The sequence below is a fragment of the Leucothrix arctica genome, assembly GCF_003172895.1.
Lineage (GTDB): Bacteria > Pseudomonadota > Gammaproteobacteria > Thiotrichales > Thiotrichaceae > Leucothrix > Leucothrix arctica.
On sequence record NZ_QGKL01000026.1, the window covers coordinates 15,051 to 41,636 of the forward strand.

Below are 26,586 nucleotides of genomic sequence, written 5' to 3' on the forward strand. Positions count from 1 at the left end.
TCCAAACACGTTTTTAAAGCACACGAATTCGAACGACTGAGTTTGAAAAAACTGAGTAGTTAAGCGTCGTTAAAGAACGACAAATCGTGTGTTAAATGATGACTGTGCTGGATAAAAATAATTACATGACTCTGAAGGAATAGTCGGCCAAAGGCCTAGTTAGTATTATTTGTGTAGCGTAAATGGTTTACTGTTGGGTGTCTATTAATTAATTTTAGGACAGTCGTTGGTTGTGCTTAAAGCTACTGTAACCATGCTTTTCAATAGCCTAGGTTTGTAAGTACGAAATAGTGTGCTAGACTAATTAAGCTCCATCATTTTGCTAACACAGCAAATTCACACCAACGAACAACCAGCAGTCGGCTGGCTATTATGTGAAAGATTATTTGTTATCTCTATTGCTCGACCTCGACGGTATTGAGCAAGACCCGTACTACCACCCTGAGGGCGATGCCCTTTTTCACTCTCTTCAAGTGTTTCAACACGCCCACCAACAAAGTGATCAACCACTTTTATGGGCTGCCGCATTATTTCATGATGTTGGTAAAGCTTGTGGCTCAAAAGAGCATGACAAAGTAGGCGCTGACATGTTGCGAGGTGTACTGAATGAGCGAATCGTTTGGTTGGTCGAACACCATCTTGATTTACTAATCGCTCCTTCTCAAACCAAGCGAAAGCTTCGTAAGCACAGCCTCCAATTAAAGCAATTACAACAGCTACGACACTGGGATTTATCAGGTCGTGAGTTTAATGCTGAAGTGATTAGCCCCCAGCAAGCCATTACACTATTAGATCCTTATTTCACCCAAATCGTGGCATAAATTGCCACCATTACTATGAGTAAAAAACAGCAACAAATTCGTATGATTCTCGTTCGTGAAGCCGCTCGGTTAATGGTCGAAGAAAATGTTACACAGTTCCTCGATGCGAAGAAATTAGCCGCCAAACGTTTGTTTGGAAAACCTCTAAAAAATCTACCCAGCAACAAAGAAGTGGCCGATGCCGTTTACCAAATGAATCATCTATTGGATTCTGAAGTATTGGATCAGCAACTCTTTGAAATGCGCAAAGTCGCCATCGAAGTGATGGGCGCGCTCAAAGACTTTTCCCCGCGTTTAATTGGCTCGGTCAGTACAGGACGTATTTGCGAAAGCAGTGATATAGATATTCATGTGTTTGTGGATCATATCGAATCGCTGCTGATATTTTTGGATCACCTAGGTTGGCAATATGAAAATACACTGGTCACTATTCAGCAAAATGGGCGTTTGAACGACTACCATCATGTTTATCTATGGTTTGACTATCCGATTGAGTTGTCGGTGTATCCTACGTTGGAGATACGGCAGAACAGTCTCAGCAGTATTGATGGGAAGCCTATTAAACGGTTGTCGCTGACGCGGGTTAAGGAACTAGTGGTCTTAAAGCAGTAATCGAGAAATAAGCAATTACTACTCCCTCAATTTACTAGTGTGAGGGAGTGGAATTAACGCCTCACCGAAGTATTTTATTGTTTTCTTTGTCTAGATCTTTTATGTCAGGGTATAGGTGCTTGAGTGATTCTGCTAACTGCTCACTCACACCAATAAACAAGGTACAAGTACTGTCCCAACAGACTATTTCAAATTCTGCATCCTTAGCTTGTGGTTGAGGTATGCCTTCCCAGAAACTGGAATTTCCATCTGCATAAGGTAAATTACTAGCGTCTACTTTAGGCTTATTTAGGAATGCTGAAAATACTCCCCAGATAAATTGAATTTTTTCAGTATTAACTATTTCGGCCAACTCATCGCCGCTAAATACTGCAGGGCTTGTATGAATCTGAATCTTTTTGACTGCTGAATAGCTTATTTCTTGGTTTGAAAGAACCCAGTGATATTCTTTTAACTCAGGAATTTTATAGAACAGAGGGTCTAAATAAGAATAGCATTCAACATACTTAGAATTTTCGAGTATCAGATTCATAGGTTAACCATTTGTAGAATTTATGTGTTCAAAATAGGGTGTATCTGCTCATGTTTAGCGTTGACTCGTTTGCTCTTAATAGAAACTAAGAAGTTATTCGTTGTTTATAGAGTGTTTTGCTTTTGCTCCAAGTGTAACTTCCTTAATAAGAACATTGATGATATGAACATCTCTCACAAAACGCGCTTCGAAGTTACGACTTTCAAACGGTGCAGCAAGTGTCTCTTTTGCTTCATAGCTAATTCCAAAGCCCCTCATAGGTATTGATAATCTTGGGCTCCAAAAAGTTTGTGCGAACTTGCCTGAAATTATATTTTTAGTTTCTTGGAAGCCACTACCTAATAAAGGTAATTTATAACTTAAAACCATCTTTAAAATTGGGTTATCAGCACTTTTTGATGCGTCTAAAAAAGCTCCAAACGATTGTAATCTCTCGTCAAGTTCAGTAGTTAAGAAGGCTCCAGCACCTTTGGACATTAAACCCATTACGACAGAATTAAAATCATCAATGGATGCAGAAAGTTCTGTTATTAGTTCCTGCTCATTGTCTGTTTCTATGTTGGTTTGGTACTTCCTAAAGCTATAAGATAGCGTTGCTAACGCTATACTCAACGGCGCATAGACTGACTCTGTGTATTCCCTAGCTTTTTCGAGATAGTTGTCTTGGAGTTTTTGGTTATAGTTTTGGTTAAGTTCGAGTATTTTTTGCTTAGCTGAAATAGCTTTGAAATAACCACCAATTACAGCTCCTAAGATAGCTGCAGCGCCAGCTATAATAGTTGTAATTATTTTCGTATCCGTAATTTCCATACATATCCTTGATAAAGACTAGTAACTTATTAAGAGGCTTGGCTTCTTTCAATATTTTTATCAGACTTCAAGCCTTTTAATTCTAATGGAAGCAGTAAGTGTAATAATACATCAAGGTGTAGTTGTTTTGAGTCTGTTTTTTGCGTGACATAGGCTTTAACGTAATTTGGTATTTGACGTAAAAATTCTAATTGTCTGCCCAGTAGGCACTTTTTAAGAGGTACGCTTATCAATACCGACGTGGTAAGCTCATTGCATGACCAATACAACACATTTATCAGACGTTCGCTTCAGCGATTTCGACCTACATCCTGCCCTTCACAAAGCTATCGAAAAAACAGGCTTTGAGTTTTGCACGCCCATTCAGGCAGAGAGTTTGCCAATAACTTTGCTAGCCAAAGATGTTGCCGGCCAAGCGCAAACAGGTACGGGTAAAACTGCGGCTTTCATGTTGCCAATTATTCAGCATTTGCTGAACAATCCACTGGAAGATCGCAAGCCAGACCAAGTACGAACGCTGATAATGGTGCCAACGCGTGAGTTAGCGATTCAGGTTGCTAAAGATGCAGAAGTATTCACTAACGAAAGCGGCCTAAAAGTAGCGCTGGCTTACGGTGGTGCAGGTTACGATGCACAGAAAAAAGCGATTGCCGACGGTGCAGATATTCTTATCGGTACACCGGGTCGTCTAATCGACTTTTTCAAACAAAAAATTTACACACTACGCCGTTGCCAAGGCTTAGTGTTAGATGAAGCTGATCGTATGTTTGATCTTGGTTTTATCAAAGACATTCGCTTTCTTTTACGTCGTCTACCAGACCCAGAGCAGCGTCTAAACATGCTGTTTTCTGCAACGCTGTCTGCACGCGTATTAGAGATGGCTTATGAGCACATGAACAACCCAACTAAGGTTGAGATTGCGGCTGATACACGTAGTGCTGATCGCGTTGAGCAGTGGGTGTATTACCCTGCGAATGACGAAAAAATTCCATTATTAGTGGGTCTTATTCAAACGCTAGGGCCGAAACGTTGCATCGTGTTTGTAAACACTAAGCGCAACGCAGAAAAGATTGATGATTTCCTGCGTGGTAATGATATTGGCGCAGTAATGATTTCGGGTGATGTTCGACAGAACAAACGTCAGCGTTACCTAGAAGAGTTTGAGCAAGGTAAGCACCAAGTATTGATCGCGACAGACGTTGCGGCACGTGGTTTGCATATTGACGATGTAACACATGTATTTAACTTTGACCTACCGCAGTCTGAAGAAGATTACGTGCATCGTATTGGTCGTACGGCACGAGCGGGCGCGTCGGGTGAGTCACACAGTTTTGCCTGTGAAGATACTGCGTTCTATTTGCCGGGAATTGAAAAGTACATTGGTTCTAAAATCCCAATGGCAGATGTGACGGCTGATTTGTTGCCTAAGCTTAAAAAACCTATTCGTGTTGAGCGAGAGAAAGTGGCAAGCCATCAAGATAAGAAGGGTGGCGGACGTAAGCCTAACGGCCCATCAAAAAGTCGCGGCCCACGTCGTAAGCCTTCAGCACCAAAATAAGTGCTAGTGTTGCAGCGCTAATAACTGCGCTGCAACTGACACAGCAATGACCGCTGGCTCTTTGCCAATTATGCCCGAGACACCAATTGGGCAGGTCAGCTCCAAAAGTTTCTCATCGCTAAAGCCTTTTGCGCTAAGACGATGTTCGAACTTCTTTTTCTTTGTCATTGATCCAATCAGCCCACAGAACCTAACATCATCCCTCGCCAGTACCTTTTCGCATAAGCGTTGGTCGAGTTGGTGGTCATGCGTCATGATCAGAAAACAGGTATTTGCAGGCGCATGACTCACTTCATCTTCAGGGTAGTCAGCAATAATGCGTTGAGTATGGTTAGGTAGTGTCGTTGGGAACTGTTCCGCACGGCTATCGACCCAGCTGATATGGCAGTCTATATCTTCCAGCGTTTTAACCAATGCGCGCCCCACATGACCCGCACCAAATAACATGATGTGAAAGTGACTCGATGAGTATTTTTCTAAAAAGTAACTCGGTGTGCCTGAGCTGTCAGTGAGTAATGTTTGTTGCAGCGTTGATGAATTAAGGAGTTCACTTGCTGCAGTTTGGCAGTGCGCTCTTATGCTCAGAGTGAGTAGTGTGTTATGTGCAACTTCACGACTCATCAAAAACTTGCCTTCGGTTTGATCTAAAGGCGTGACCAATACCACTTCTTGACGCTCAGTGGTTGCCGTATCGAGTTGCTTAGTCCATGTCTCTGGAGTGTCGCTCACTTTTACGTACTCAAGCATGACCACCACAACGCCACCACAACACTGCCCAAGTCGAGCGCCTAAGGGGAAGCGTTTTATGACTCTAATCCAGCTGTGCGTGTTGCTAGGATTTAAGCGTTCGTTGGCCATTGAAATGCATTGGTGTTCTAAGTGACCACCACCAATAGTGTCGTGTATGTCTGAGTTGCTGACGAGCATTTTAGTGCCAGCTTCACGCGGTACAGAGCCTTTGGTTTCAAGCACGGTCACTAGCACAGCGTCAGTGTTTAACGCTGCTAACTCAGTCAGCCATTCGTTAGTACTCAACGATGAGCACTCAAGGTTGCTGTAGTCCTGTAATCGCAGACAAAATTGCCTCAGGTGTTGCCGGTGCATTTAACTCAGGATTTTGTGTGTAGTCTGCAACACTAGCAATCGCATCACGTATCGCAAAAAACACTGAGAACCCAAGTAGCAGTGGCGGTTCACCCACCGCTTTAGAGCGCATGATCGTGTCAAACTTAGACTTGTTATCAAACAGCTTCACACGCAAGTCATCAGGACAGTCATTCACCGCAGGTATTTTGTAAGTGGACGGCGCATGTGTCGCAAGCTTGCCTTTGGGTGTCCACTTCAATTCTTCGGTCGTCAACCAACCCATACCCTGTATAAACGCACCTTCCACTTGTCCCATATCTATCGCAGGGTTTATCGAGTTACCGGCATCGTGCAGTAAGTCAGCGCGTAACAGCTTCCATTCACCGGTTAACGTGTCGATCAATACTTCAGACACCGATGCGCCATAGGCATAGTAGTAAAATGGTCGTCCAGTCAGCGTGTCTTTATTCCAGTTCAGCTCGGGCGTTTTATAAAACCCGTCAGACCATAGTTGAATGCGTTCAAGGTACGCCTGTTCGACTAGTTCATTGAAGCTGATTTCGTGCGAACCATTCCTGACATTATTATCGGCAAATAAGATGTCATCGACTTCACCACCAAAGCGCTCTACAAAAAGATCGCAGAGACGTTTACGGATTTTTAACGCAGCATTTTCAGCGGCTTTTCCGTTCAAGTCTGTGCCTGTTGAAGCGGCAGTGGCAGAGGTGTTTGCGACTTTACTGGTGTCGGTTGGAGTGGCTCTGACGATACCTAAGTCCACGCCTAGTACATGCGATACCACTTGTGCGACCTTGGTGTTGAGGCCTTGCCCCATCTCTGTTCCACCATGATTAACAAGGATAGAGCCATCAACGTAAACGTGTACCAACGCACCGGCTTGGTTAAAGTGAACCACGTTAAACGAAATACCAAACTTAAGCGGAGTGAGGGCTAAGCCTTTTTTCAGTATCGGACTCGTCTTGTTGAATGCCTGAATCTCACTGTGACGCTGATGGTAGTCACTCGACGCTTCAATCTCTGCGGTCAGTTCGTGAATCACGTTATCTTCAACCGTTTGACCGTACGGTGTGGTGTTGCGTGAGGTTTTTCCGTAGTAGTTTATCTTGCGAATATCCAGAGGGTCTTTGCCTAAGATGCGGGCAATATTATCAATGAGATATTCGATGGCGATAGCGCCTTGTGGGCCACCGAAACCACGGAATGCGGTATTGGATTGGGTATTGGTCTTTGCGCAAAACGCAGCAATATCCACATCACTTAAGTAGTATGCATTGTCAAAGTGACACACCGCACGCGTTGCAACTGGTACAGACAGGTCAGCGGAGTAACCTGCACGCGTTACCATTTCAATTTTGGCAGCGAGTATTTTACCGTCGTCATCAAAACCGATGTCGTAGTCATACTCAAAGCAATGGCGTTTTCCAGTAATCATCATGTCATCATCACGGTCTAAGCGTAATTTGACAGGGCGATTTAAGTGGTTGGCGCATATAGCGGCCAGACAAGCGAAGATCGCTGATTGTGACTCTTTACCACCAAAGCCACCTCCCATACGACGTGTTTCAACTAACACTTGGTTGAAGTATAACTTGAGTGCGTGAGCCACTGCATGCTGCATTTCTGTCGGATGCTGCGTTGAGCAATAGACATGAAACTGATTGTCTTCTTTAGGGATAACGTACGAAATTTGTCCTTCAAGATAGAATTGTTCCTGACCACCTACCGAGAGTGTGCCTGAGTTGCGGTTTGGTGAGTTGGCGAGCTTTTCTTGAGGTGAACCACGCACCAGTTGCATCGGTGGCGCAACAAAAGACTCGGCCGCTTTAGCATCTAATGGCTTTAACACAGCAGGGAGCTCGTCGTAATCAATCACTGCCTTAGTCGCTGCTCGACGTGCCTGCATATAGCTTTCAGCCACCACCACAAACACCGCTTGGCCAATATACTGCACCAAACCATCAGCCAGAATAGGGTCGTCTTTTATAATCGGGCCGCAGTCATTGATGCCGGGAATGTCTTTGGCAGTCAGCACCGCGACGACACCCGCCGACGCTTTAACTGCTGCTAAGTCCATTGAACGAATATTAGCGTGAGCAGACTCACTCATGCCAACAGCAGCGTATAAGGTACCTGCGGCTTCTCTTAAGTCGTCTGCGTAACTCGCTTCACCAGAGACGTGAAGTGCTGCGGACTCATGTGGATGTGATTTTCTAGACATAATTACACCTCACCAAAGACGTCAGTCATTTCTTTTGTTAACGGGTTTACTGGACGCGTTTCTAAGTAAAAACGGTAAAGTAAGTTCATGGCCGATTGCATTCTATTTTGATCACTCGCACGCATGTCGGTCATGGGCGAGTAGTCTTGTTTAAGTATTGTCATCGCTTGCTTGGCGGTTGCTTCGTCCCATGACTTGCCCAGTAAGAATTGCTCAGTGTGGCTGGCACGTTTTGGGGTTGCTGCCATGCCGCCAAAGGCTATTTTTACATCTGACACCAAGTCGTTATCTAAGGTGATCGCCATGCCTGTAAATACCGCTGAAATATCAGAGTCATAACGCTTAGAGAGTTTGTAACAACGGAATGCTTGGTCTGCGAGTGGTAATGGGATTTTGATGAGCGTGACGACTTCATCTGCTGCCATATCCTTTTTCATATAGTCGAGATACAGATCTTCCAATAACAGTTCACGCTGGCCACGAACACTACTCAAAACGACTCGTGTCGCGATAGCAATCAGCGCAGGCATTGAATCACCAATCGGCGAGCCGTTGGCTATGTTGCCGCCTAAGGTGCCGACATTGCGAATAGGGCGTGAGGCAAAACGTTCCCACATCTGATTCATTTCAGGGTAGTGCTTGGCTAAGGCTTTGTAAGCATTGCTTAGTGTCACACCCGCTGCGATATTGATGTATTGATCGTTTTGCGTGATGGACTTTAACTCGGGAATGTCACCGAGATAAATAATGCTGCTAAGCGTTCTGAATTGCTTATTCACCCACAAACCAACATCAGTACCGCCAGCGAGTAGGGTCGCTTCAGGGTGGTCAGCACGAAGTTGTAATAACTCGGCAGTGGTTGTTGGTGAGTGTAGCTGTCCTTCTGTATGTGAGTAAGTACTTGGCGATTCTGTTTTTAGTGCCAGTAACTTGTCACGTAGACCGTCGTTATCAAACGTTACAGGAGCGACTTCAAACATCGCGTCAGCGGCTTGAAGAATAGGTTTGTATCCTGTGCAACGGCATAAATTACCGGTCAGCGCGCTTCTCACATCACTACGAATAGGGATGGTTTTGGCTTCTTGATGTTCGTTGTATAAACACCATAACGACATAATAAATCCTGGAGTGCAAAAGCCGCACTGTGAACCGTGCTTATCGACCATTGCTTGTTGTACCGGGTGCAAATTACCATTGTTCTGGCGTCGTAAAAACTCGACGGTAAATACTGCTTTGCCGTGTAGCGTCGGGACAAATTGAATACAGGCATTGACTGACTTAAGTGATAAGCCTTCTGACTCAAGTTCAGCGATGACCACGGTACATGCGCCACAGTCGCCTTCCGCGCAGCCTTCTTTAGTACCCGTTAGGAAGCGGTCTTCTCTTAAGTAACTAAGTACTGATTTGGTGGGCTCTACATCGCTAACTCGCACAATCTCGTTATTTAATAAAAACTGGATGTTGCGGTTTGGCGAGCCAATTTGGTTGTCTTGATTCACTTTTTCAAAGCCCCTAAAGAGTCGAGTACAGTGTATTAAGCTAGCATAGCTTTTAGTGTGAGAGGTAGAATTATTTTCCACACAGGTGATGCCTTTTTAGCATCATCTATTAGGGTTGTGTGTTTAGCTTGCGTAGATTGTTAAGCGTTCTTTTAATAACTCTAATGCTCTATCTAGCACCACCGATGGCTTCCTGTTTCTATTTGCGCCAATAGAAAAGGTTTGTGTAAGTGGCGAGCCATTTATACTGGTGAGAGGAATATGAACCAAGCTGCCGTCTTCAATGGCGCCTTCAAGGCCGACGGTTGTTTTGAAGCCAATACTGGTTTTTTTAGCCAACATCGCACGTAAAAACTCCACGGAGTTTGAGGTGGTCATCGTTCCAATGTCTATTTTCGCACGTGCCAGTTCTTTATTTAGCCGCTCCCGCAGCATCCAGCTATCATCAGGTAAAATTAGTACGTATTTAGAACACGTTTGAATAGTTAATGACTCGCTGTTAGCCAGTGGATGATCAGGTGACATGATCGCACCCACAGGAAGGTTTACCTGTGCCAGTATCTCAATGTTCGAGTCTTCAGTAGCATCAAACATGATGGCAACGTCCGCTCGACCATCCAGTAGCATCTTGCTTAATTCCGTACCACCAGAAGCAAGGAATGAGGTAGACGCATCTGGGAACTCGGCATAAAGCTCCATAAAAACGGGTGGTAGTATGCGAGCAATAACCGACTCCTGCCCAGCAGCAGTCAGTATATTGGGAGCTTTGTTACTACAGTTCGCGATTTCTTTAATGGTTCTATCTGCATCGTTAAGTGTGCGAGATACATGCTGCGACAGTAGTTCCCCAGCCTCAGTGAGTGTGATGCCGTCATGAGAGCGATCAAATAATTTCACACCCAGTTCATCTTCTATTTTTAAGATCTGGCGGTTAACCGCTGACGAGGCGATATGTAAATTACCTGCGGCTTTCCTGATCGAGCCGCTCTTGCACACTTCATCAAAATACTTAAGAAAACTAGAATGGATGGGCATAAAACTTCCAAAGTCGTTGGTTGATTTTTTAAGTGATGCTTAAAAGGCATCGCCTGAGCTAAATATGTTGCTAGTTATAGTATATGAAATGCCGTTAAGTTTATGGGGTATTTAAAGGGATCGTATTTGAATTGCACATAGAGTGCCTACTTGGGAGCAGTTGCATGAATGAGTCAGTATTTCGCTATAAGCTTTTTTCACGGAATGATAGTAGTGCGTTTTGGGCGTTGTTTACCGACAACTTAATTAACTTGATGGTGTTGAGCGGGGTTTGTCAGTTCGTTTTTCAAATGCCGGCTGACATTGTTTATGGGCGCATCGTCCCCGGTGCCGCCGTTGCTATTATCGCGGGGATTATCGTGTACGCGTTGCTAGCAAAATATGTGGCTAACAAAACGGGTAAGAATGTCACGGCAATGCCTTATGGTATTAGTACCCCCGTCATGTTTGTGTACTTGTTTGGTGTGATCGGGCCTATTTACTGGGCGACGAATGATGCACTTCTGGCTTGGCAGGTGGGTATTGGTGCTGGCTTCTTGGGTGGTATCGTTGCGGCTTTGGGTGCAGTCGTTGGTCCATTTCTTAAAAAAGTAACACCACGAGCGGGTATGTTAGGGACGCTTTGCGGCATTGCGTTGGTATTTATTGCTGTAGTACCGATGGCCGAAGTGTTTGAAATGCCATTAGTTGGTTTCACTTGTATGTTGATCGTTCTTTGGGGATTGGTTGGGCGTTACAAGCTACCGTATAATATTCCCGCAGGTCTGTTGGCATTAGTCGTTGGTACATTGATGGCGCTACTAATGGGTAAGTCGTCGATTAGTTTTGAAGGTGTCGGCGTCTATCCTCCTATGCCATATTACGGTGATTTGGTCGCAGGTATTCAGTATCTTATTGCTAACCCTGAGTTATTCCTTGTTCTGGTGCCGGTTCAGATTTATAACTTTATTGAGACGATGAATAACGTTGAGTCAGCAGAAGCTGCGGGTGATAAATACCCTGTTGCAGTGTGCCAGTTAACAGACGGCGCGGGTACGATGATTGGCGCACTATTTGGCTCGCCTTTTCCAACAACTGCGTATATTGGTCATCCCGCTTATAAGCGCATGGGTGCTCACACGGGTTACATTATCGGTGTTGGTATTGTCATTCCACTGGCCGCATTTTTTGGTTTACTCGCGTTCTTGAGTAATATGATTCCTTTAGCGGCAGCAGCACCTATACTCGTGTTTGTTGCGATCAGTTTGATCTCTAATACAGCGGCAAGTGTTAAGCCATCTCATATGGCTGCAGTGGCCGTTGCGATGATTCCACATGTCTCTAGTTTCTTGATGACAAAGTGGGGCTCGATGATGAACGCACTGCGTGAGACGGGAGCGACCAATCTTACTGGCTTGACGGATGACGCAATGGTGGCGGCAATGATGCAGCAGGGCGCACATGTTGTTGGGCATCAAGCGTTGTCACAAGGAGCGATTATTACGGGTCTGGTTTGGGGTGCTATTGTTGCAAGTGTGATTGATGGTCATTTCAAAAATGCAGGTGGTTTTGCGCTTGCGGGTGCGGTGATGTCATCGGTAGGTATTCTTCATGCAGGAGCGCTTCACATGCCTGAGTTGAATGGTATCGTTGGTGGCTATTTAATTATGGGTGTTGCGTTGATTGCATACCCAATTTGGGGGAAAGTGGAGTCACTTTCTCAAGATACTTCTCAGTCATAGTGACAAGTTGGATATAGATAATGCAGTCAAAGTGTAAAGCGTTTCGTGCTTCAATTTTACATCTACTCGGTGATCCTGAAAATGATTTGGATTCTGAAAAAATAGAGTATTGGGAAGATGGTTTACTTCTTATTGTAGAAGGTTATGTTAAATCGGTTGGGCCTGCGGAGGTTTTACTGAAGACCCTTCCAGAGGGGTGCGAAGTGATTGAGTATCCTAACCAACTCATCATTCCCGGCATGATCGATACGCACGTGCATTATCCACAGATCGATATGATTGCAGCCTACGGTGAGCAGCTGCTCACTTGGCTGGAGTCGTATACATTCCCAACGGAAAAACAGTTTTCAGATAAAGCACATGCAGCAGATGTAGCGCAGTTCTTTTTGAGTGAGTTGTTACGTAATGGAACTACCACGGCGCTAGTGTTTGGCACGGTTCACCCTGAATCGGTCGATGCATTTTTCGAAGAAGCGGAGCGTCTAGACTTGCGAATGATCGCAGGTAAAGTACTTATGGATCGTAACTGTCCAGAGTACCTACAAGACACGCCAGAGCAAGGTTACGAAGACAGCAAAACACTCATTGAAAAATGGCACGGGAAAGGGCGTCTGTCTTATGCCGTGACACCTCGCTTTGCACCGACTTCAACGCCAGAGCAGCTGGCAAAAGCAGGACAGTTGTTAAGTGAGTACCCAGATGTTTACATGCACACGCATGTTGCAGAGAATAAAGATGAAGTGGCTTGGGTTGAGTCGCTATTCCCAGAAAGTCGCAGTTACTTAGATGTATATCAGCAGCATGAGTTGTTGCGGCCACGTTCGGTATTGGCTCACTGCCTACATCTTGATGATGACGATAAAAAATGTATGTCAGACACTGGCTCAGCCGCAGCATTTTGCCCAAGCTCAAACCTGTTTTTAGGGAGTGGCTTGTTTGATGTTGCTGACTTTAAAGAGAAGGGTGTACGTATAGGCATGGGGAGTGATGTCGGTGCGGGAACGAGTTTTAATATGCTGCGTAACAGCAGTGATGCTTATAAGGTCACGCAATTAAGTGGAGGTAAACTGTCAGCGTTTCAGGCTTTGTATCTTGCGACATTGAGCGGTGCGAAGGCGTTGTATTTGGATGACAAAATTGGAAACTTTGAGCAGGGTAAAGAAGCTGATTTTGTGGTGCTTAACTATGACTCCACACCTTTGATAAAGCGGCGCTTAAAAGCAGCTACTACCTTGCATGATAAGTTGTTTGCTTTGATGATGCTCGGTGATGACAGAAGTATTTCGGCGACTTATATCAAAGGTGAGCAAGCTAAGTTTTAAAGCACCAATACGGTTAACCTGTTTTTTAGTTGGCTCAGTAGTATTTTTATCTCTGAGCTTGTCTATTCATTAGACTATAGGGAGAGTAAAGACTAAGGATTAGTGCTACTCTTTTAGAAAATAATGCGTAGTCTAATGAGGTTGTTTCGTGATTGATCATTCAAATGGCATGTTTAAAGATGCCAATAATAACGACATATTTCACCAAGCTTGGTTACCTCAAGGTGAGATAAAAGCAGTGCTACTGCTGGCACATGGCTTAAGTGAGCATAGTGGACGCTACGGTTATTTAATCGATTCTTTAGTACCTCTAGGTTATGCCGTTTATAGCTGGGATCACCTTGGTCACGGTCGCTCAGATGGGCCACGAAAGTATATCGACGCATTTACTGACTTCACTGATGTCATGTCTCAGTACGTTGCTCAGATTAAACAACAGCACCCAGAGTCACCCGTGTTCTTGCTTGGGCATAGTATGGGTGGACTCATTTCCGTGAATTATCTGCTAGATCATCAACATGACTTTTCAGGCTTGATTTTGTCTGCGCCTGCGATTAAACCAGCGGGTGGCATCAGCCCTATCACCAAAATTGGTGGCAGAATTTTGTCTGCGCTTGTACCTACATTTGGTTTTAAGTCCATCAATGGTAAAGACGTTTGCCGAGAGCCAGAGGTGCTTGAGTCGATAATCAATGACCCACTTTTTGGTCACGGTAAAATTACGATCCGTTTGTTGGCTGAAATATTGAATGGTATGGAGCGAGTAGAGGCTGAGGCACAATCTATTACTTTGCCAATGCTTATTTTGCAAGGCACGGAAGATCGTATTGTTGATCCGGCTGGTGCAGAGTTTTTGTATGAGTTGGTTTCTTCAGAAGACAAAACACTAAAAGTATACGACGGCTTTTATCACGAGTTATTTAATGATCCTGAAAAAGCGTTGGTGTTTGCCGATGTGAAAGAGTGGTTAGAAGCTCAGTTAGCAAAACAACAAGCTAGCTAAAGTTATTTACTTGGAGAGTCTTGCAAAACAGGGTCTTCAAGTAGTAATTCAAACCCAGTCATCAGTTGTTTAATGTCGCTTTTCAATACGTTGACAACATATACCTGACGAAACAGAGCGCTGGTATTAAATAGTATTTTGGCTTTGTCAGGGTGTTCGTCCATCACCATTTTGAATTCTTTTTTGTCGCCTAAGGTAAATATTAGCGGTGCACCTATCTTAAGAATATCTATAACGCTAAGAATTTCGAGCTGAGTCAGTGGAAGTATTAGATCATTTGTGACTAGATCAAGACCATTGATGTTGTTGACCGTTTTAGAGCCAAGTATGGCTAAGCCAGCTTGTCTATCTTCTGCGTTCTTAGTGTCATTAATAATAACGGTGCTTATTCTTACATCGCCGCGACTGCTTTTAAATAAGGTCGCACTGATGAGGCTAATGACAGAGTACTTAGTCGATAGCGATGATGTGTATATGAGAAAGCCGATATAGAGAAGAATACAGCTAAGTGTAACGATAGCTAAAAGAGTCATAGATATGATTCTAGTATGAAGGGAAGGGTGTTACGTAAAAAGTAAGGCAGCTTCATAAAGCCACCTTACTCATTGTTTCTTCTAAGCTTATTCTGGTAACTTAACCTGAATGCTTAACTCACGTAGCTGAGCACGAGGCACATCAGCAGGAGCGTCAGTCAATGGGCAAGCCGCAGTCTGAGTCTTAGGGAATGCGATAACGTCACGGATGTTTTCCGTACCAGTAATCAACATAACCAAACGATCCAAACCAAATGCTAAACCACCTAGTGGAGGGCAGCCGAACTTTAGTGCATCTAGTAAGAAGCCAAACTTCGCGTTCGCTTCTTCTTCAGAAATACCTAGTACATCAAACGTAGTTGACTGCATTTTAGGGTCGTTGATACGAATCGAACCACCGCCCACTTCATAACCATTGATAACCATGTCATAAGCGTCAGACAATGCTTCAGCAGGGTTAGCAACCAATTCTTCAGCAGTACACGTCGGTGCTGTGAATGGGTGGTGAAGTGCTTGGTAACGCTCGTTCTTCTCATCCCACTCAAACATTGGGAAGTTAACAATCCATAGCGGAGCCCAGTCACCTACAAGTAGGTTAAGGTCTTTTGCTAGTTGCTCACGTAGTGCACCCAGTGCGTCGTTTACAACTTTCTCTTTATCAGCACCGAAGAATACGATGTCGCCATCAGCAGCACCAACGCGTTCCATGATGTTCATTACAACGTCATCTGGTAGGAACTTCAATATTGGAGACTGTAGGCCTTCAATGCCATCAGCTAGTGCGTTTACTTTGATGTATGCCAAACCACGTGCGCCGTAACGGCTAACAAATTTAGTGTAACCATCGATATCTTTACGGCTTAACTTGCCGCCTTCAGGCAAACGTAGCGCTGCAACACGACACTTAGGGTCGTTAGCAGGTGCTGAGAATACTTTAAATTCAACGTCTTTCATCAAGTCAGCTACGTCGATAAGCTCAAGCGGGTTACGCATGTCAGGCTTATCAGAGCCGAAACGACGCATCGCTTCACTGTAATCCATCTGTGGCAACACTTCAGGGAAATCAACGTTTAGCGTTTCTTTGAACAACTTACGAATCATGTTTTCCATCATGTTCATAACGTCTGCCGTTTCTACAAACGACATCTCAACATCCACCTGAGTAAATTCAGGCTGACGATCAGCACGAAGATCTTCATCACGGAAGCAGCGAACGATTTGGTAATAACGATCCATTCCACCCATCATCAACAACTGCTTAAATAGCTGTGGTGACTGTGGAAGTGCGAAGAAGTTACCCGGATGAGTACGGCTAGGTACGATGTAGTCACGTGCGCCTTCTGGCGTCGCTTTTGTTAGCATCGGTGTTTCGATTTCTAAGAAATCGTTGTCTTCTAAATAATGACGCATGATTGAAGTCATTTTCGCACGAGTGCGCATACGCTGCTGCATTTCTGGGCGACGTAGGTCAACATAACGATATTTTAGACGAACATCTTCGCCTACATTGTCGTCAAGTTGGAAAGGAGGAGTGTCAGATGCACTTAATACAGTGAATTCTTCGGTGATAATTTCAATTTTACCACTACGAAGTTTGTCATTAACTGTGCCTTCCATGCGAGGCTTTACAGTTCCTGTGATTTTAAGGATGTGCTCATTACGCGTGCGTTCAGCTAGTGCGAAGATCTCATCATTTCCAGGATTAACAACCACTTGTACAAGTCCGTCACCGTCACGAAGGTCGATAAAGATAACGCCACCGTGGTCACGGCGGCTATTAACCCAACCGCAAACAGTTACTTTTTGTTCTAATAATGTGTCGTCAACGAGTCCGCAGTGGTGGCTTCGCATAATAATCATCCATTTTAAGGCTATACTAAAGAGCGAGAATGTTAAGCGTTGTAGCGAATTGACGCAAGTGTATTGGTAGTGTAGAAAGCCGTTCGGACCTTTTTTGTTGCCTTGTGTTTTAGGTGAGCTTGCAAGATGGCTGTGTTATTATGGAAAATGGTCAGAGCATCAACCCACTATTAGGAATTTGGGATAATCAATGAGTAAAGTGATTGCGGTTGCAAATCAAAAAGGTGGCGTAGGTAAAACTACCACTAGCGTCAATCTAGCAGCGTCTCTTCATGCAGTGAAGCGAAGCGTGTTGTTGATTGACATGGACCCTCAGGGTAATGCAACAACAGGCGTCGGTTTAGATAAGCACAACCCTATTGCTTCACTAAGTGATGTATTGCTGGGTGATGTCAAAATTGACAGTGCTATTCAACGAATAGGTGACACTCGTATGAGTGCGATTTCTGGCGGGCCTGACTTGACGGTTGCCGAAGTTCACCTGATGAATATGGATGAGCGAGAGTATCGTCTTGAGAGTGCGCTAAGAACGGTGCGTAATGATTTTGATTACGTGATCATCGATTGCCCACCTTCATTGAACATGCTGACGGTAAATGCGTTGGTTGCAGCTGACTCTGTGCTTATTCCCATGCAGTGTGAGTATTATGCAATGGAAGGTTTGTCTGCACTGATTCGTACTATAGAGACGATTCGTGAAGCGGCTAACCCAGATCTACATATTACTGGCTTGCTAAGAACGATGTATGACCCTCGAAGTAATTTGGCGCGCGATGTGTCACGTGAGTTACTCGAAGTCTTTAAAGACAAAGTTTATAATACCGCGATTCCTCGTAATGTACGTTTAGCTGAGGCACCTAGTCATGGTATGCCTGCGCTTATGTACGACCAGAAGTCGCGTGGTGCATTGGCTTATTTAGCCTTGGCCGCTGAGATTTTGAGAAAGGAAGCATCCCGTAAAGTTGCAGCTTGATGGAAGGACAAAAAATGGTAAAAAAATCAGGGTTGGGCGACCGTGGTCTGAATATGTTGTTGAGTTCAGGCTCTGCCAATAAAACAGAAAATGATGATGGTGTACTTAAGAAGCTGCCGGTAGAGAAGATTTGTCGTGGTGAGTATCAGCCACGTATAAATATTGATCCCGATGCTTTGCAGGAACTATCTGAGTCTATTAAAGCTCAAGGTTTGATCCAGCCTATTATCGTGCGTCGCCTAGATGATGGTCGTTACGAGCTGATCGCAGGTGAGCGCCGCTGGCGTGCTGCACAGATGGTTGGAATGCATGAGATTCAAGCGCTAGTGCGTCGTATTCCTAATAAGACAGTGGCAGCAATGTCATTGATCGAGAATATTCAGCGTGAAGACTTAAATCCTTTAGAAGAAGCTCAAGCGATTAATCGTTTGATTCTTGAGTTTGGTTTAACGCATCAACAAACAGCCGAGTCGATTGGTCGTTCACGTTCGGCGATTAGTAATGCATTGCGTTTGCTAGATTTAGAGCCTGAAACGAAGTCTATGCTCGACTCTAAGCAATTAAATATGGGGCACGCGCGTGCTTTGTTGATGCTTAAAGGACGCGTTCAGGTTGAGACGGCTGCTAAAGTTGCGTCACGCCAAATGTCTGTTAGAGACACTGAAAAACTGGTTAAACAAATTTTGGAAGAGCAGTCCGGTGGTGAAAAGTCGAAAAATGCCCCTAAAAAGTCTATTGAAGTGCGAAAATTAGAGCAAGATTTGGCGGACCGTCTTGGTTCAAACGTGGAAATTCAGTATAACAGTCGAGGTAAAGGTAAGCTGGTTATTGCTTATAGTAACCTTGATGAGTTAGATGGTATTTTATCGCATATTCAATAACCTATGGCGATTTTGGTTAACTAATGTTCTAGTTAACCAAGATTAATTGAGTAACTGGGTAGAGCGCACCATCTCGGTGCGATGTTTTTAGCGGTAAAAAGTGTCAATAAATCTATTGCTTTATAAGGGCATATGGTATTCAATTAAATCTCTAGTCAGCCGCAGACGCGGCATTTTTCCAAGAGAAGTAATATGTCAAATTCAGTACAAGGCACGGTAAAGTGGTTCAATGATGAGAAAGGTTTTGGTTTCATCGAGCAAGAAGGCGGTAAGGATGTATTCGTACATTTTTCTGCAATCAACGGCGACGGCCGTAAGACTCTTCATGATGGCCAGCGTGTCACAATGGAAGTAACTCAGGGTCAGAAAGGCCCACAAGCAGAAAATGTTACTCCACTGTAATCGAATTCTGTAATCAAAAAGGGGAGCCAATTGGCTCCCCTTTTTGTATCTAGCGTTTAGAGATCAAGCCTGAATTATTATTCAGACTTCCCTTTCAACGAAAGCTTAGCTTTAACATCAGTACTTTCAGTTTCAACGGCAATGGTTACGCCATTTAAGCGCTGTAACATTTCTTTGAATACTTTTGGGCTACCTGCAACAACATTACCTGTTTGCATTTGCGTGTTGCCACCTTGCATGTCACTTGATAATCCGCCAGCTTCTTGAATGATCAATAGGCCTGCTGCGATATCCCAAGGTTTTAGATCAAACTCCCAGAAACCATCATAACGGCCTGCTGCTACGTAAGCTAGGTCTAGCGATGCTGCGCCTTGACGACGTACGCCTGCTGTACCAGGAAGAAGGGCCTTAACCGTATCGAGGTAAGTGTCTAGGTACTTCATGTGGCTCTCACGGTATGGAATACCCGTTGAAAGCAGAGCGCCTGACATAGAGCGACGTGCGCCTACGCGAATACGTTTGTTGTTCAAACGTGCGCCATCACCACGACTTGCAGTGAATAACTCATCGCGAATCGGATCATAGATGACAGCTTGTTCTAGGCGACCTCTGTAGGTAAGCGCGATAGATACTGCAAAATGAGGTACGCCACGAAGGAAATTAGTAGTACCATCCAGCGGGTCGATTATCCATTGATAATCAGCGTCTGGATTGATGATCTCTTCACTTTCTTCGCCAAGGAAGCCGTGATCAGGGTAGGCGCGTTGTAATGCCCCAATGATGTCAGCTTCAACAGTACGATCTACTTCAGACACAAAATCGTTAAGCTCTTTGCTCTCGATAGTGAGTTGATCTAGACGCTCAGTTTGTTGGTGAATGTATTTTCCTGCTTTTAAAGCAGCCGCTGTAGCGGTATTAAGCATTGGGTGCATGGTATTTGACTTTTTTAAACAACATTGATTGGCGCGCAGGATAGCAGATAATGAGCTTGAGCAATATACGAATCGTATTAATTCAAACATCTCACCCCGGAAATATTGGTGCAGCAGCACGGGCAATGAAAACTATGGGGTTGAGTGACTTATGTTTAGTCAATCCGGTGAAATACCCAGACCCTCAGGCGGACGCAATGGCTTCGGGTGCTGATGACGTTTTAAATGGGGCAACGGTGGTCTCCAGTTTGTCGGAGGCAGTCGCAGACTGTCAGCATATCATTGGCACTAGTGCTCGTTCACAGCGTACATTGCGCTGGAGTTTATTGACGCCGCGAGCTTGTGGTGAGTTTGCTGCAAAAAGTGCGCAGACTCAAAAGGTCGCGATTGTGTTTGGTCGTGAACGCACCGGCTTGACTAACGAAGAGTTGGAGTTGTGTCACCAGTTGGTACATATTCCTAGTAACCCTGACTATAGTTCTTTGAATGTGGCATCCGCTGTGCAGATTTTGAGTTATGAGAGCCGAGTAGGGCATCTTGCTCTGACTGAGGGTGGAGCAGAGCAATCAGCGAGTCAGGAAGCTGACGCTGAGGTATTGGGTGAAGAAATTGTTAGTGCGGCGGACATGGACGGGTTTTATCACCAGTTAGAAGCGTTGATGGTTGAGACTGAGTTCTTAAATCCAGATGATCCGCGTTATTTGATGCGTCGCATGCGTCGCATGTATGGACGCATTAATGTGACACGTAGTGAGTTGAATTTGCTGCGTGGTTCGTTATCTGCATTTCAAGGGCGTAAGTTACAGCGTCGTAAGACAGAGCAGGACTAATCACGAGTTGAGAGGCTTATCACTTGATTGGCTGTAAATGTTAGGTAAGATGCTGCGATATTATTAAAGTGTTTAGTCTAAAGCGATAGGATTAATTGATGGATAGTAAAAGTACAGTTCTTATTACGGGTGCAAATGGCCAGTTAGGCTATGAGTTACAAAAGATGTGTCCCGATGGTTATAGAGTATTAGCTGCAGATCGCTCAATGCTAGATATTAGTGATGCGGATGCAGTGAAAGCATTTGTTGCTGAGCATAAGCCAGTCGCCATTATTAATGCCGCTGCTTATACTGCTGTTGATAAAGCTGAAGAAGAGCGTGAGCAGGCTGCTGCAATCAATACAGAAGGCGCTAGAAACCTAGCGCAGGCTGCTTTTGATAATTACTGTAAACTACTTCATGTGTCGACAGACTTTGTCTTCTCTGGCGATGCACATTCGCCAATCCCTTCAGATGCTGAATGTAAGCCACAAGGTTTTTACGGTCAGTCTAAGTTAGAGGGTGAGCAGGCTATTAGAGCGATACTGGGTGATCAGGCATTTATTGTTAGAACAGCTTGGTTGTACTCGGCTCATGGTAATAACTTCGTGAAAACAATGCTGAAGCTGATGGCTAGTCGCGAAGAGTTAGGTGTAATTGCTGATCAAGTAGGTTCGCCTACTTGGGCTAATGGTTTGGCTGTTGCACTATGGCAAGCACTTAAGTTAGATGTTAAAGGCACGTTCCATTGGAGCGACGCAGGTGTTGCGAGCTGGTATGACTTTGCCCAAGCAATTATGGAAGAGGGTGTTGCCATTGGTTTGTTAGATCATACAATTGATCTTGCGCCGTTAACGACTGAAGACTACCCGACCCCTGCAAGTCGTCCCGCGTATAGCGTGTTAGATAAAACGACAACTTGGAAAGCATTAAGATTGGAAGGCACGCATTGGCGCGTAGCTTTACGAAATATGATGAACGAATTAAAGAGAGATATGGATAATGAGTAATCTTTTAGTTACTGGTGGTGCTGGTTTTATTGGTGCAAACTTTGTTCACTACTGGTTGGGTAAATACCCTGCTGACAAGGTAGTTGTTTTGGATGCGCTGACTTACGCTGGTAATGAAGAAAGTCTTCTGCCTGTTGTGGGTAACGAAAACTATGTGTTTGTTGAAGGTGATATTGGTGATCAAACACTGGTTGAGTCTCTATTGATAGAGCATAAGTTAGATACTATTGTTAACTTTGCTGCTGAAAGCCATGTTGACCGTTCAATTTCTGGTCCAGATGTATTCATCGAAACTAATATTGTTGGTACGCACAACTTATTGAAAGCTGCTCGCCAGGTGTGGATTGTTAACCCTGAAACAGCAACGCCTAATCACCGTTTCCACCATGTTTCTACAGATGAAGTATATGGAACGCTAGGTGATAACGATCCTGCATTTACTGAAGATCACGCTTACGCGCCAAACTCGCCATACTCTGCAAGTAAAGCTGCTTCTGATCATATTGTGCGTGCATATCACCATACATTTGGTTTGAATGTTACAACGAGCAACTGCTCTAACAACTACGGTCCTTACCAGTTTCCAGAGAAGTTAATTCCTTTATGCCTAAGTAATATCTTGGCAGATAAGGCGCTACCTATTTACGGTACAGGTAAGAATATTCGTGACTGGTTGTTTGTGGAAGATCACGCACGTGGTATCGACTTAATCCTTAAGCAAGATAAGTTGGGTGAAGTTTATAATATCGGTGGTCACAATGAGTGGACTAATATCGATATCGTAAAGCTACTTTGCGAGATTATGGATAAAAAGTTTGCTGAAAATCCATCACTTGCTGAGCGTTACCCAGATGCTACGCCTGCGAATGGTAAGAAGTCTTTAGACTTGATCACTTACGTTGAAGATCGTGCAGGTCATGATTGGCGTTATGCGATTGATGCAGGAAAGAGTCAGAACGAATTGGGTTACACGCCTGCTGAGACATTCGAGACTGGAATTGATAAAACAATTGACTGGTACTTGGATAATCCTGAGTGGTGGGCTCCATTATTGAAAGCGTAATTCTTTTGAAAATAGATAGTGATGTGGGTTCTTTGTAGGCTCGCATTTCATCATTAAATAAAAAGGCCGCTCATTATGTCAATGAGTGGCCTTTTTATTGTTTAGCAAGTCAGTCTGGAATTAGCTAATTTTTGCTAGCTCAGCTTTTACTGCCGCAGTAATCTCTTCAATCTCACCGATGCCAGCTACTTTAAGCAGTAGACCTTTTTCATCGAAGTAGTTTACTAGTGGTGCTGTTTCGTTTTCGTAAGTCTCTAAACGCTTACCAATTGTTGCTTCGTTATCATCCGCGCGGTGGAAAAGCTCAGAGCCACACTTATCGCAAATGTTCTTAACTTTAGGTGCTGAAGTGAAACGGTTGAATATAGAGCCGCAATTTTTGCAAGAAAGGCGACCTGTAATGCGCTTAAGAAGCACATCAAACTCAACATCGATCAGTAGTGCGCCCTGAAGTGGCTTGCCTGATTTAGCAAGTAACGCGTCAAGTGATGCTGCTTGAGATAGGTTGCGAGGGAAGCCATCTAAGATGAAGCCTTTTTGTGTGTCGTCGTCTTTTAGACGTTCTTCGATCATACCAAGTACGATGTCATCAGACACTAATTGGCCATTATCCATTGCTGATTTAGCTTTCTTACCTAATTCGCTGTTTGCTGAAACTGCAGCACGAAGTAGGTCACCCGTTGAAATCTGCGGGATGCCATATTCTGAAATAAGCTGTTGGGCTTGTGTGCCCTTACCAGAGCCTGGAGCACCGAGTAATACGATTCTCATAAGATTAATTCCTTCCATAAACTAAAAAATATATAACACCACTTCTACCGTATTTTGAAAATAGGCGCAAGGTGATGAAGAATTAGTTGAGCGATTTAATCGCAATAATCAGTTTTCAATATACTTAAAGCAGTTATTCAAGGTTTCTGGGTATAACACTCATTAAGAATATCAATAAATTTTTGGGCGGGTGCCGACAGTAATTTACCTGTTCGAGCCACGATTCCGTACTTTCTAGCAGGGAAGTACTCATCTAGATTAACTATTTCAAAGCGCTCGCGGTCAGCATCGGTAATACAAATGTCCGTTACGATCGAAATCCCTAGTCCAATGTCAACGTAGCGCTTCACAACTTCCCAGCCACCTGCTTCTAATACTACGCGATAGCTTGTGCCATTTAGTGCGAACACCATTTTAACCAAGCGCCAACTACTGAAGTGTGAGGGCGGTAGAATCATGCCGTACTCACCGATATCAGCCAGTGTAACTTTATCTAGCTTCGCTAAAGGGTGTCCTTTAGGTGTAATAAGTACTGGTGGATATGAAACAAAGGGTGTGTAGTCTAGGTTTTCTGGAACATCTAACATCGAGCTAACAGCAAAATCGACTTCATCGGCTAATAACATATCGCGTCCATCGCGACCCGTTACATTAGCAAGGCGTAAGCGAATGCCCGGATGCTCTTCTACGAATCGGCGAACCGGCTCAGGTAGTGTATAAAGTATAGTCGATTCTTCAGCAGCGATGGTTAATTCACCCGTTGTCAGGTCGCCATAATGTGCTGCGAAGCTTTCTTTTATGTGGTCAATGCCTTGGACTAAAGGGCTAACAAGGTCGTAAAGGATTTCACCTTCTGTGGTTAGTTTTAGTTTTGGGCCTCGTCGCTCAAATAACTTAACTTCTAATTCTTGTTCTAGTGTTTTTATTTGTAACGAAATAGTGGGCTGGCTAGCATAAAGCACTTCAGACGCTTTACTCATGCTTCCTTCTTGGCGTGTTACACAAAAAGCGCGAAGCTCTTTAAGAAGGTTACATGTTGTTAAGTGCTTCATAGGCATCCTGTATCTCGCGGGTAGGAGGGCGGTCAAGCACGAGATAAGAAGTGATTATTTCGTGTTAACAATTTCATCTAGTATTTTGCCGTATAAGTATTGGAAAAATCAATACTTAATTGCTTGTAAGTGCTATTTTAGATAAATAGTATTGGGATAATTAAGTGTTTAAGTGCTTAGCAATCACGTATTATTCTCGGTTACTATGCGTGCGTTTAGAAATGAAACGCTATGCGCTGATCTTGTCAATGAGGTATTACGGTTGCTACAGCAAGCCCAAGCGAAACAAGCAGATACGATGAAATCCCTTACTCTTCACGATTTATATCAGCAAGCGATTAAAAATGGCGAGATTTTGGCAGACCCACATCAAGCTGCATTGATCGATGCTTTGACCCCCGTTTTCGATGCATTTTCAGCGTCCAAAACTACTATAACGGAAACTGATGAAAAGAAATCTTTCTTTAGTCGCTTCCTATCCGCTGTCGGCCAAGCTGATGTGCCGGAAGCTGAAGCGCTTATAAAGGGCGTTTATATCTGGGGTGGCGTTGGTCGCGGTAAAACATTTATTGTTGACTTCTTTTTTAAGCACCTACCGACTGAACAAAAACAACGTACACACTTTCACTCGTTTATGAAGTCTGTTCATGACCAGATTCGTGACTTAGGAAATGTAGAAGAGCCATTAGAAAAAATTGCCAAGCAGATTGCTGCCAAAACACGCATTCTTTGCCTTGATGAAATGCACGTCAATGACATCACAGATGCCATGCTTTTAGGCGGGTTATTCGAACACCTATTTAAGGATGGTGTTACGCTAATTACCACTGCAAACATTCCACCAGCAGGGCTATATAAGGACGGATTACAACGTAAACGTTTCTTGCCTGCAATTGCATTACTTGAGAAGCATACTGAGCTGATTAATGCAGATGGTGAAATGGATTATCGAATGCGTGCTTTAGAGCAAGCAGACGTCTATCAAATTGGTACTGGCGAATTAGTAGAGAAGCGTCTAGAAAACTACTTCACTGCCATGGTCGGTATCAATGCAGAGCTTGAGTATGAAGCGATTGAGGTGAATGGTCGTAGCATTCCAATTAAGCAGGCTTATAAAGGCGTTGCTTGGTTCGAATTTAAAGATCTATGCATGAGTGCTAGATCGACGCTTGACTATATCGAATTAGCGACGCGTTTTAATACAATTCTGATTTCAAATATTCCTGTGATGGGAACACTCCAAGACGATGCTGCAAGACGCTTCGTTAACCTGATTGATGAGCTGTATGACCGTGGCGTAAACGTTGTGATCTCAGCAGAAGCGACTCCAACAGAGTTATACACCGGTAAGCGCATGACATTTGAGTTTGATCGTACGATCAGTCGTCTAATGGAAATTCGCTCTAAGGAATACCTTACCGCTGAGCACGACCCACGAAGTGAGCATGAAGAATCATGACTGATGAAACAAATTCAAAGCCGTCGTTGAAAGACACGGTTATCCGTATCCAGCCAATCAGTGAACTGAACAAGTCTACTGAGCCTAAGGATGAGAAAACCACTGACGGCTCTGCCGAAATAGGTGGACGCAAAACTGGCCTCGACCCAACCCGCTATGGCGATTGGGAAAAGAACGGCCGTTGTATCGATTTTTAACACAGGTGAAACACATGTCCAAGAATGATAGTCGACCATTGTCACCCCACTTGGGGATCTATGATCTTCCAGTGACGGCAAAACTTTCAATATTACACCGCGGTACGGGTGCGGCGCTTTCAGCTGGAATGATATTGTTAGTCATTGCATTGGTTGCTGCCGCTAATGGTGAAGGCAGCTGGAATACTATGCAGGGATTTTTATCTAGCTGGTTTGGTTACTTAGTCCTTTTCGGCTTTACTGCTACCTTATTTTACCACTTTTGTAACGGTATCCGTCACATGATGTGGGATTTGGGTAAAGGCCTAGAGAAGCACGAAGTGAATAAATCAGGTCCCATAGTACTAGCTGCTACAGGTGTACTAACGTGTCTGACTTGGGTTATTGCCCTGTTGTAAGGAATTCG

The 26,586-nt window shown here is 44.1% G+C and carries 26 protein-coding genes; 15 read left to right on the top strand and 11 right to left on the bottom strand.

Annotated elements, in window-relative coordinates:
- The first annotated feature begins 374 nt into the window (after window positions 1-374).
- Together DKT75_RS08265 and DKT75_RS08270 are read left to right on the top strand one after the other, a co-directional pair.
- Window positions 375-821: an HD domain-containing protein gene (locus tag DKT75_RS08265; RefSeq protein WP_109822954.1), complete on the top strand. Its 447-nt coding sequence runs from the start codon at window positions 375-377 to the stop codon at window positions 819-821.
- 42 nt (window positions 822-863) lie between these two features.
- Entirely contained in the window at window positions 864-1,433 is a 570-nt protein-coding gene (locus tag DKT75_RS08270) for a hypothetical protein (RefSeq protein WP_211665293.1), read from the top strand.
- A 61-nt stretch (window positions 1,434-1,494) separates the two neighbouring features.
- On the opposite strand, the gene DKT75_RS08275 is transcribed toward DKT75_RS08270, so the two are convergent.
- Both DKT75_RS08275 and DKT75_RS08280 read right to left on the bottom strand, forming a co-directional pair.
- The gene (locus DKT75_RS08275; protein ID WP_109822956.1) at window positions 1,495-1,965 is read right to left on the bottom strand and encodes a hypothetical protein; all 471 of its coding nucleotides are present in this window, start codon (window positions 1,963-1,965) and stop codon (window positions 1,495-1,497) included.
- A gap of 93 nt (window positions 1,966-2,058) precedes the next feature.
- Window positions 2,059-2,775, bottom strand: a complete 717-nt coding sequence (locus DKT75_RS08280) for a hypothetical protein (RefSeq protein ID WP_109822957.1) — start codon at window positions 2,773-2,775, stop codon at window positions 2,059-2,061.
- A 256-nt stretch (window positions 2,776-3,031) separates the two neighbouring features.
- On the opposite strand from DKT75_RS08280, the gene DKT75_RS08285 reads away from it, so the two are divergent.
- Window positions 3,032-4,333: a DEAD/DEAH box helicase gene (locus tag DKT75_RS08285; RefSeq protein ID WP_109822958.1), complete on the top strand. Its 1,302-nt coding sequence runs from the start codon at window positions 3,032-3,034 to the stop codon at window positions 4,331-4,333.
- Window positions 4,334-4,336: 3 nt separating this feature from the next.
- Here DKT75_RS08285 and xdhC read toward each other — a convergent pair whose 3' ends face one another.
- From xdhC to DKT75_RS08305, 4 genes are all read right to left on the bottom strand, one after another.
- Complete coding sequence (gene xdhC / locus DKT75_RS08290; RefSeq protein ID WP_158278816.1) at window positions 4,337-5,368, bottom strand: xanthine dehydrogenase accessory protein XdhC; 1,032 nt, start codon at window positions 5,366-5,368, stop codon at window positions 4,337-4,339.
- A gap of 10 nt (window positions 5,369-5,378) precedes the next feature.
- The gene (xdhB, locus tag DKT75_RS08295) at window positions 5,379-7,658 is read right to left on the bottom strand and encodes a xanthine dehydrogenase molybdopterin binding subunit (RefSeq protein ID WP_109822960.1); all 2,280 of its coding nucleotides are present in this window, start codon (window positions 7,656-7,658) and stop codon (window positions 5,379-5,381) included.
- 2 nt (window positions 7,659-7,660) lie between these two features.
- The gene (gene xdhA / locus DKT75_RS08300) at window positions 7,661-9,157 is read right to left on the bottom strand and encodes a xanthine dehydrogenase small subunit (protein ID WP_245923134.1); all 1,497 of its coding nucleotides are present in this window, start codon (window positions 9,155-9,157) and stop codon (window positions 7,661-7,663) included.
- A gap of 123 nt (window positions 9,158-9,280) precedes the next feature.
- Window positions 9,281-10,192, bottom strand: a complete 912-nt coding sequence (locus DKT75_RS08305) for a LysR family transcriptional regulator (RefSeq protein ID WP_109822961.1) — start codon at window positions 10,190-10,192, stop codon at window positions 9,281-9,283.
- 164 nt (window positions 10,193-10,356) lie between these two features.
- Here DKT75_RS08305 and DKT75_RS08310 point away from each other — a divergent pair, with 164 nt between their 5' ends.
- From DKT75_RS08310 to DKT75_RS08320, 3 genes are all read left to right on the top strand, one after another.
- Window positions 10,357-11,913 (top strand): permease family protein, encoded by a 1,557-nt coding sequence (locus DKT75_RS08310; RefSeq protein WP_109822962.1) that lies wholly within the window; start codon window positions 10,357-10,359, stop codon window positions 11,911-11,913.
- 20 nt (window positions 11,914-11,933) lie between these two features.
- Entirely contained in the window at window positions 11,934-13,235 is a 1,302-nt protein-coding gene (gene guaD / locus DKT75_RS08315; RefSeq protein WP_109822963.1) for a guanine deaminase, read from the top strand.
- 148 nt (window positions 13,236-13,383) lie between these two features.
- Window positions 13,384-14,238, top strand: coding sequence for an alpha/beta hydrolase (locus DKT75_RS08320; RefSeq protein ID WP_109822964.1), 855 nt, complete (start codon window positions 13,384-13,386; stop codon window positions 14,236-14,238).
- A gap of 2 nt (window positions 14,239-14,240) precedes the next feature.
- On the opposite strand, the gene DKT75_RS08325 is transcribed toward DKT75_RS08320, so the two are convergent.
- Together DKT75_RS08325 and aspS are read right to left on the bottom strand one after the other, a co-directional pair.
- Window positions 14,241-14,771, bottom strand: a complete 531-nt coding sequence (locus tag DKT75_RS08325; RefSeq protein ID WP_109822965.1) for a hypothetical protein — start codon at window positions 14,769-14,771, stop codon at window positions 14,241-14,243.
- An 87-nt stretch (window positions 14,772-14,858) separates the two neighbouring features.
- A complete protein-coding gene (aspS, locus tag DKT75_RS08330) occupies window positions 14,859-16,622 on the bottom strand; it encodes an aspartate--tRNA ligase (protein ID WP_170310662.1) in 1,764 nt (587 codons plus the stop codon).
- Window positions 16,623-16,821: 199 nt separating this feature from the next.
- On the opposite strand from aspS, the gene DKT75_RS08335 reads away from it, so the two are divergent.
- From DKT75_RS08335 to DKT75_RS08345, 3 genes are all read left to right on the top strand, one after another.
- Entirely contained in the window at window positions 16,822-17,604 is a 783-nt protein-coding gene (locus DKT75_RS08335) for a ParA family protein (RefSeq protein WP_109822966.1), read from the top strand.
- A gap of 14 nt (window positions 17,605-17,618) precedes the next feature.
- A complete protein-coding gene (locus tag DKT75_RS08340; RefSeq protein WP_109823034.1) occupies window positions 17,619-18,485 on the top strand; it encodes a ParB/RepB/Spo0J family partition protein in 867 nt (288 codons plus the stop codon).
- 192 nt (window positions 18,486-18,677) lie between these two features.
- Window positions 18,678-18,887: a cold-shock protein gene (locus tag DKT75_RS08345; protein ID WP_109822967.1), complete on the top strand. Its 210-nt coding sequence runs from the start codon at window positions 18,678-18,680 to the stop codon at window positions 18,885-18,887.
- Between the two features lie 77 nt (window positions 18,888-18,964).
- On the opposite strand, the gene DKT75_RS08350 is transcribed toward DKT75_RS08345, so the two are convergent.
- Complete coding sequence (locus tag DKT75_RS08350; protein WP_109822968.1) at window positions 18,965-19,819, bottom strand: inositol monophosphatase family protein; 855 nt, start codon at window positions 19,817-19,819, stop codon at window positions 18,965-18,967.
- A gap of 50 nt (window positions 19,820-19,869) precedes the next feature.
- On the opposite strand from DKT75_RS08350, the gene DKT75_RS08355 reads away from it, so the two are divergent.
- From DKT75_RS08355 to rfbB, 3 genes are all read left to right on the top strand, one after another.
- Window positions 19,870-20,649 carry an RNA methyltransferase gene (locus DKT75_RS08355; protein ID WP_109822969.1) on the top strand — a complete coding sequence of 260 codons (780 nt, stop codon included), beginning with the start codon at window positions 19,870-19,872 and terminating at the stop codon, window positions 20,647-20,649.
- Between the two features lie 98 nt (window positions 20,650-20,747).
- Complete coding sequence (gene rfbD, locus DKT75_RS08360) at window positions 20,748-21,638, top strand: dTDP-4-dehydrorhamnose reductase (protein ID WP_109822970.1); 891 nt, start codon at window positions 20,748-20,750, stop codon at window positions 21,636-21,638.
- The gene (gene rfbB, locus DKT75_RS08365; RefSeq protein ID WP_109822971.1) at window positions 21,631-22,701 is read left to right on the top strand and encodes a dTDP-glucose 4,6-dehydratase; all 1,071 of its coding nucleotides are present in this window, start codon (window positions 21,631-21,633) and stop codon (window positions 22,699-22,701) included. The genes rfbD and rfbB overlap by 8 nt, the downstream gene beginning before the upstream one ends.
- Before the next feature lie 120 nt (window positions 22,702-22,821).
- Here the strand turns inward: rfbB and DKT75_RS08370 are convergent, their stop codons facing one another.
- Window positions 22,822-23,472: an adenylate kinase gene (locus tag DKT75_RS08370; protein WP_109822972.1), complete on the bottom strand. Its 651-nt coding sequence runs from the start codon at window positions 23,470-23,472 to the stop codon at window positions 22,822-22,824.
- A 137-nt stretch (window positions 23,473-23,609) separates the two neighbouring features.
- Window positions 23,610-24,524: a LysR family transcriptional regulator gene (locus DKT75_RS08375; protein WP_211665294.1), complete on the bottom strand. Its 915-nt coding sequence runs from the start codon at window positions 24,522-24,524 to the stop codon at window positions 23,610-23,612.
- Between the two features lie 172 nt (window positions 24,525-24,696).
- Between DKT75_RS08375 and zapE the strand changes: the two genes are divergently transcribed.
- Genes zapE through sdhC form a run of 3 tightly spaced genes read left to right on the top strand, consistent with a single transcriptional unit; the run spans window position 24,697 to window position 26,578 of the window.
- Window positions 24,697-25,983 carry a cell division protein ZapE gene (gene zapE / locus DKT75_RS08380; protein WP_146201339.1) on the top strand — a complete coding sequence of 429 codons (1,287 nt, stop codon included), beginning with the start codon at window positions 24,697-24,699 and terminating at the stop codon, window positions 25,981-25,983.
- Window positions 25,980-26,180, top strand: coding sequence for a DUF1674 domain-containing protein (locus DKT75_RS08385; RefSeq protein ID WP_245923136.1), 201 nt, complete (start codon window positions 25,980-25,982; stop codon window positions 26,178-26,180). The genes zapE and DKT75_RS08385 overlap by 4 nt, the downstream gene beginning before the upstream one ends.
- 14 nt (window positions 26,181-26,194) lie before the next feature.
- Window positions 26,195-26,578: a succinate dehydrogenase, cytochrome b556 subunit gene (sdhC, locus tag DKT75_RS08390; protein WP_109822975.1), complete on the top strand. Its 384-nt coding sequence runs from the start codon at window positions 26,195-26,197 to the stop codon at window positions 26,576-26,578.
- Window positions 26,579-26,586: the final 8 nt, after the last annotated feature.

Bases quoted from the DNA above. Each gene is read 5' to 3' on its own strand.
- aspS (WP_170310662.1), bottom strand. From the start codon at position 16,622: ATGCGAAGCCACCACTGCGGACTCGTTGACGACACATTATTAGAACAA.
- guaD (WP_109822963.1), top strand. From the start codon at position 11,934: ATGCAGTCAAAGTGTAAAGCGTTTCGTGCTTCAATTTTACATCTACTC.
- DKT75_RS08285 (WP_109822958.1), top strand. From the start codon at position 3,032: ATGACCAATACAACACATTTATCAGACGTTCGCTTCAGCGATTTCGAC.
- DKT75_RS08370 (WP_109822972.1), bottom strand. From the start codon at position 23,472: ATGAGAATCGTATTACTCGGTGCTCCAGGCTCTGGTAAGGGCACACAA.
- DKT75_RS08325 (WP_109822965.1), bottom strand. From the start codon at position 14,771: ATGACTCTTTTAGCTATCGTTACACTTAGCTGTATTCTTCTCTATATC.
- rfbD (WP_109822970.1), top strand. From the start codon at position 20,748: ATGGATAGTAAAAGTACAGTTCTTATTACGGGTGCAAATGGCCAGTTA.
- DKT75_RS08340 (WP_109823034.1), top strand. From the start codon at position 17,619: ATGGTAAAAAAATCAGGGTTGGGCGACCGTGGTCTGAATATGTTGTTG.
- DKT75_RS08385 (WP_245923136.1), top strand. From the start codon at position 25,980: ATGACTGATGAAACAAATTCAAAGCCGTCGTTGAAAGACACGGTTATC.
- DKT75_RS08375 (WP_211665294.1), bottom strand. From the start codon at position 24,524: ATGAAGCACTTAACAACATGTAACCTTCTTAAAGAGCTTCGCGCTTTT.
- DKT75_RS08275 (WP_109822956.1), bottom strand. From the start codon at position 1,965: ATGAATCTGATACTCGAAAATTCTAAGTATGTTGAATGCTATTCTTAT.
- DKT75_RS08280 (WP_109822957.1), bottom strand. From the start codon at position 2,775: ATGGAAATTACGGATACGAAAATAATTACAACTATTATAGCTGGCGCT.
- DKT75_RS08345 (WP_109822967.1), top strand. From the start codon at position 18,678: ATGTCAAATTCAGTACAAGGCACGGTAAAGTGGTTCAATGATGAGAAA.
- DKT75_RS08310 (WP_109822962.1), top strand. From the start codon at position 10,357: ATGAATGAGTCAGTATTTCGCTATAAGCTTTTTTCACGGAATGATAGT.
- DKT75_RS08355 (WP_109822969.1), top strand. From the start codon at position 19,870: ATGAGCTTGAGCAATATACGAATCGTATTAATTCAAACATCTCACCCC.
- DKT75_RS08305 (WP_109822961.1), bottom strand. From the start codon at position 10,192: ATGCCCATCCATTCTAGTTTTCTTAAGTATTTTGATGAAGTGTGCAAG.
- rfbB (WP_109822971.1), top strand. From the start codon at position 21,631: ATGAGTAATCTTTTAGTTACTGGTGGTGCTGGTTTTATTGGTGCAAAC.
- sdhC (WP_109822975.1), top strand. From the start codon at position 26,195: ATGTCCAAGAATGATAGTCGACCATTGTCACCCCACTTGGGGATCTAT.
- DKT75_RS08335 (WP_109822966.1), top strand. From the start codon at position 16,822: ATGAGTAAAGTGATTGCGGTTGCAAATCAAAAAGGTGGCGTAGGTAAA.
- xdhB (WP_109822960.1), bottom strand. From the start codon at position 7,658: ATGTCTAGAAAATCACATCCACATGAGTCCGCAGCACTTCACGTCTCT.
- DKT75_RS08350 (WP_109822968.1), bottom strand. From the start codon at position 19,819: ATGCACCCAATGCTTAATACCGCTACAGCGGCTGCTTTAAAAGCAGGA.
- DKT75_RS08270 (WP_211665293.1), top strand. From the start codon at position 864: ATGATTCTCGTTCGTGAAGCCGCTCGGTTAATGGTCGAAGAAAATGTT.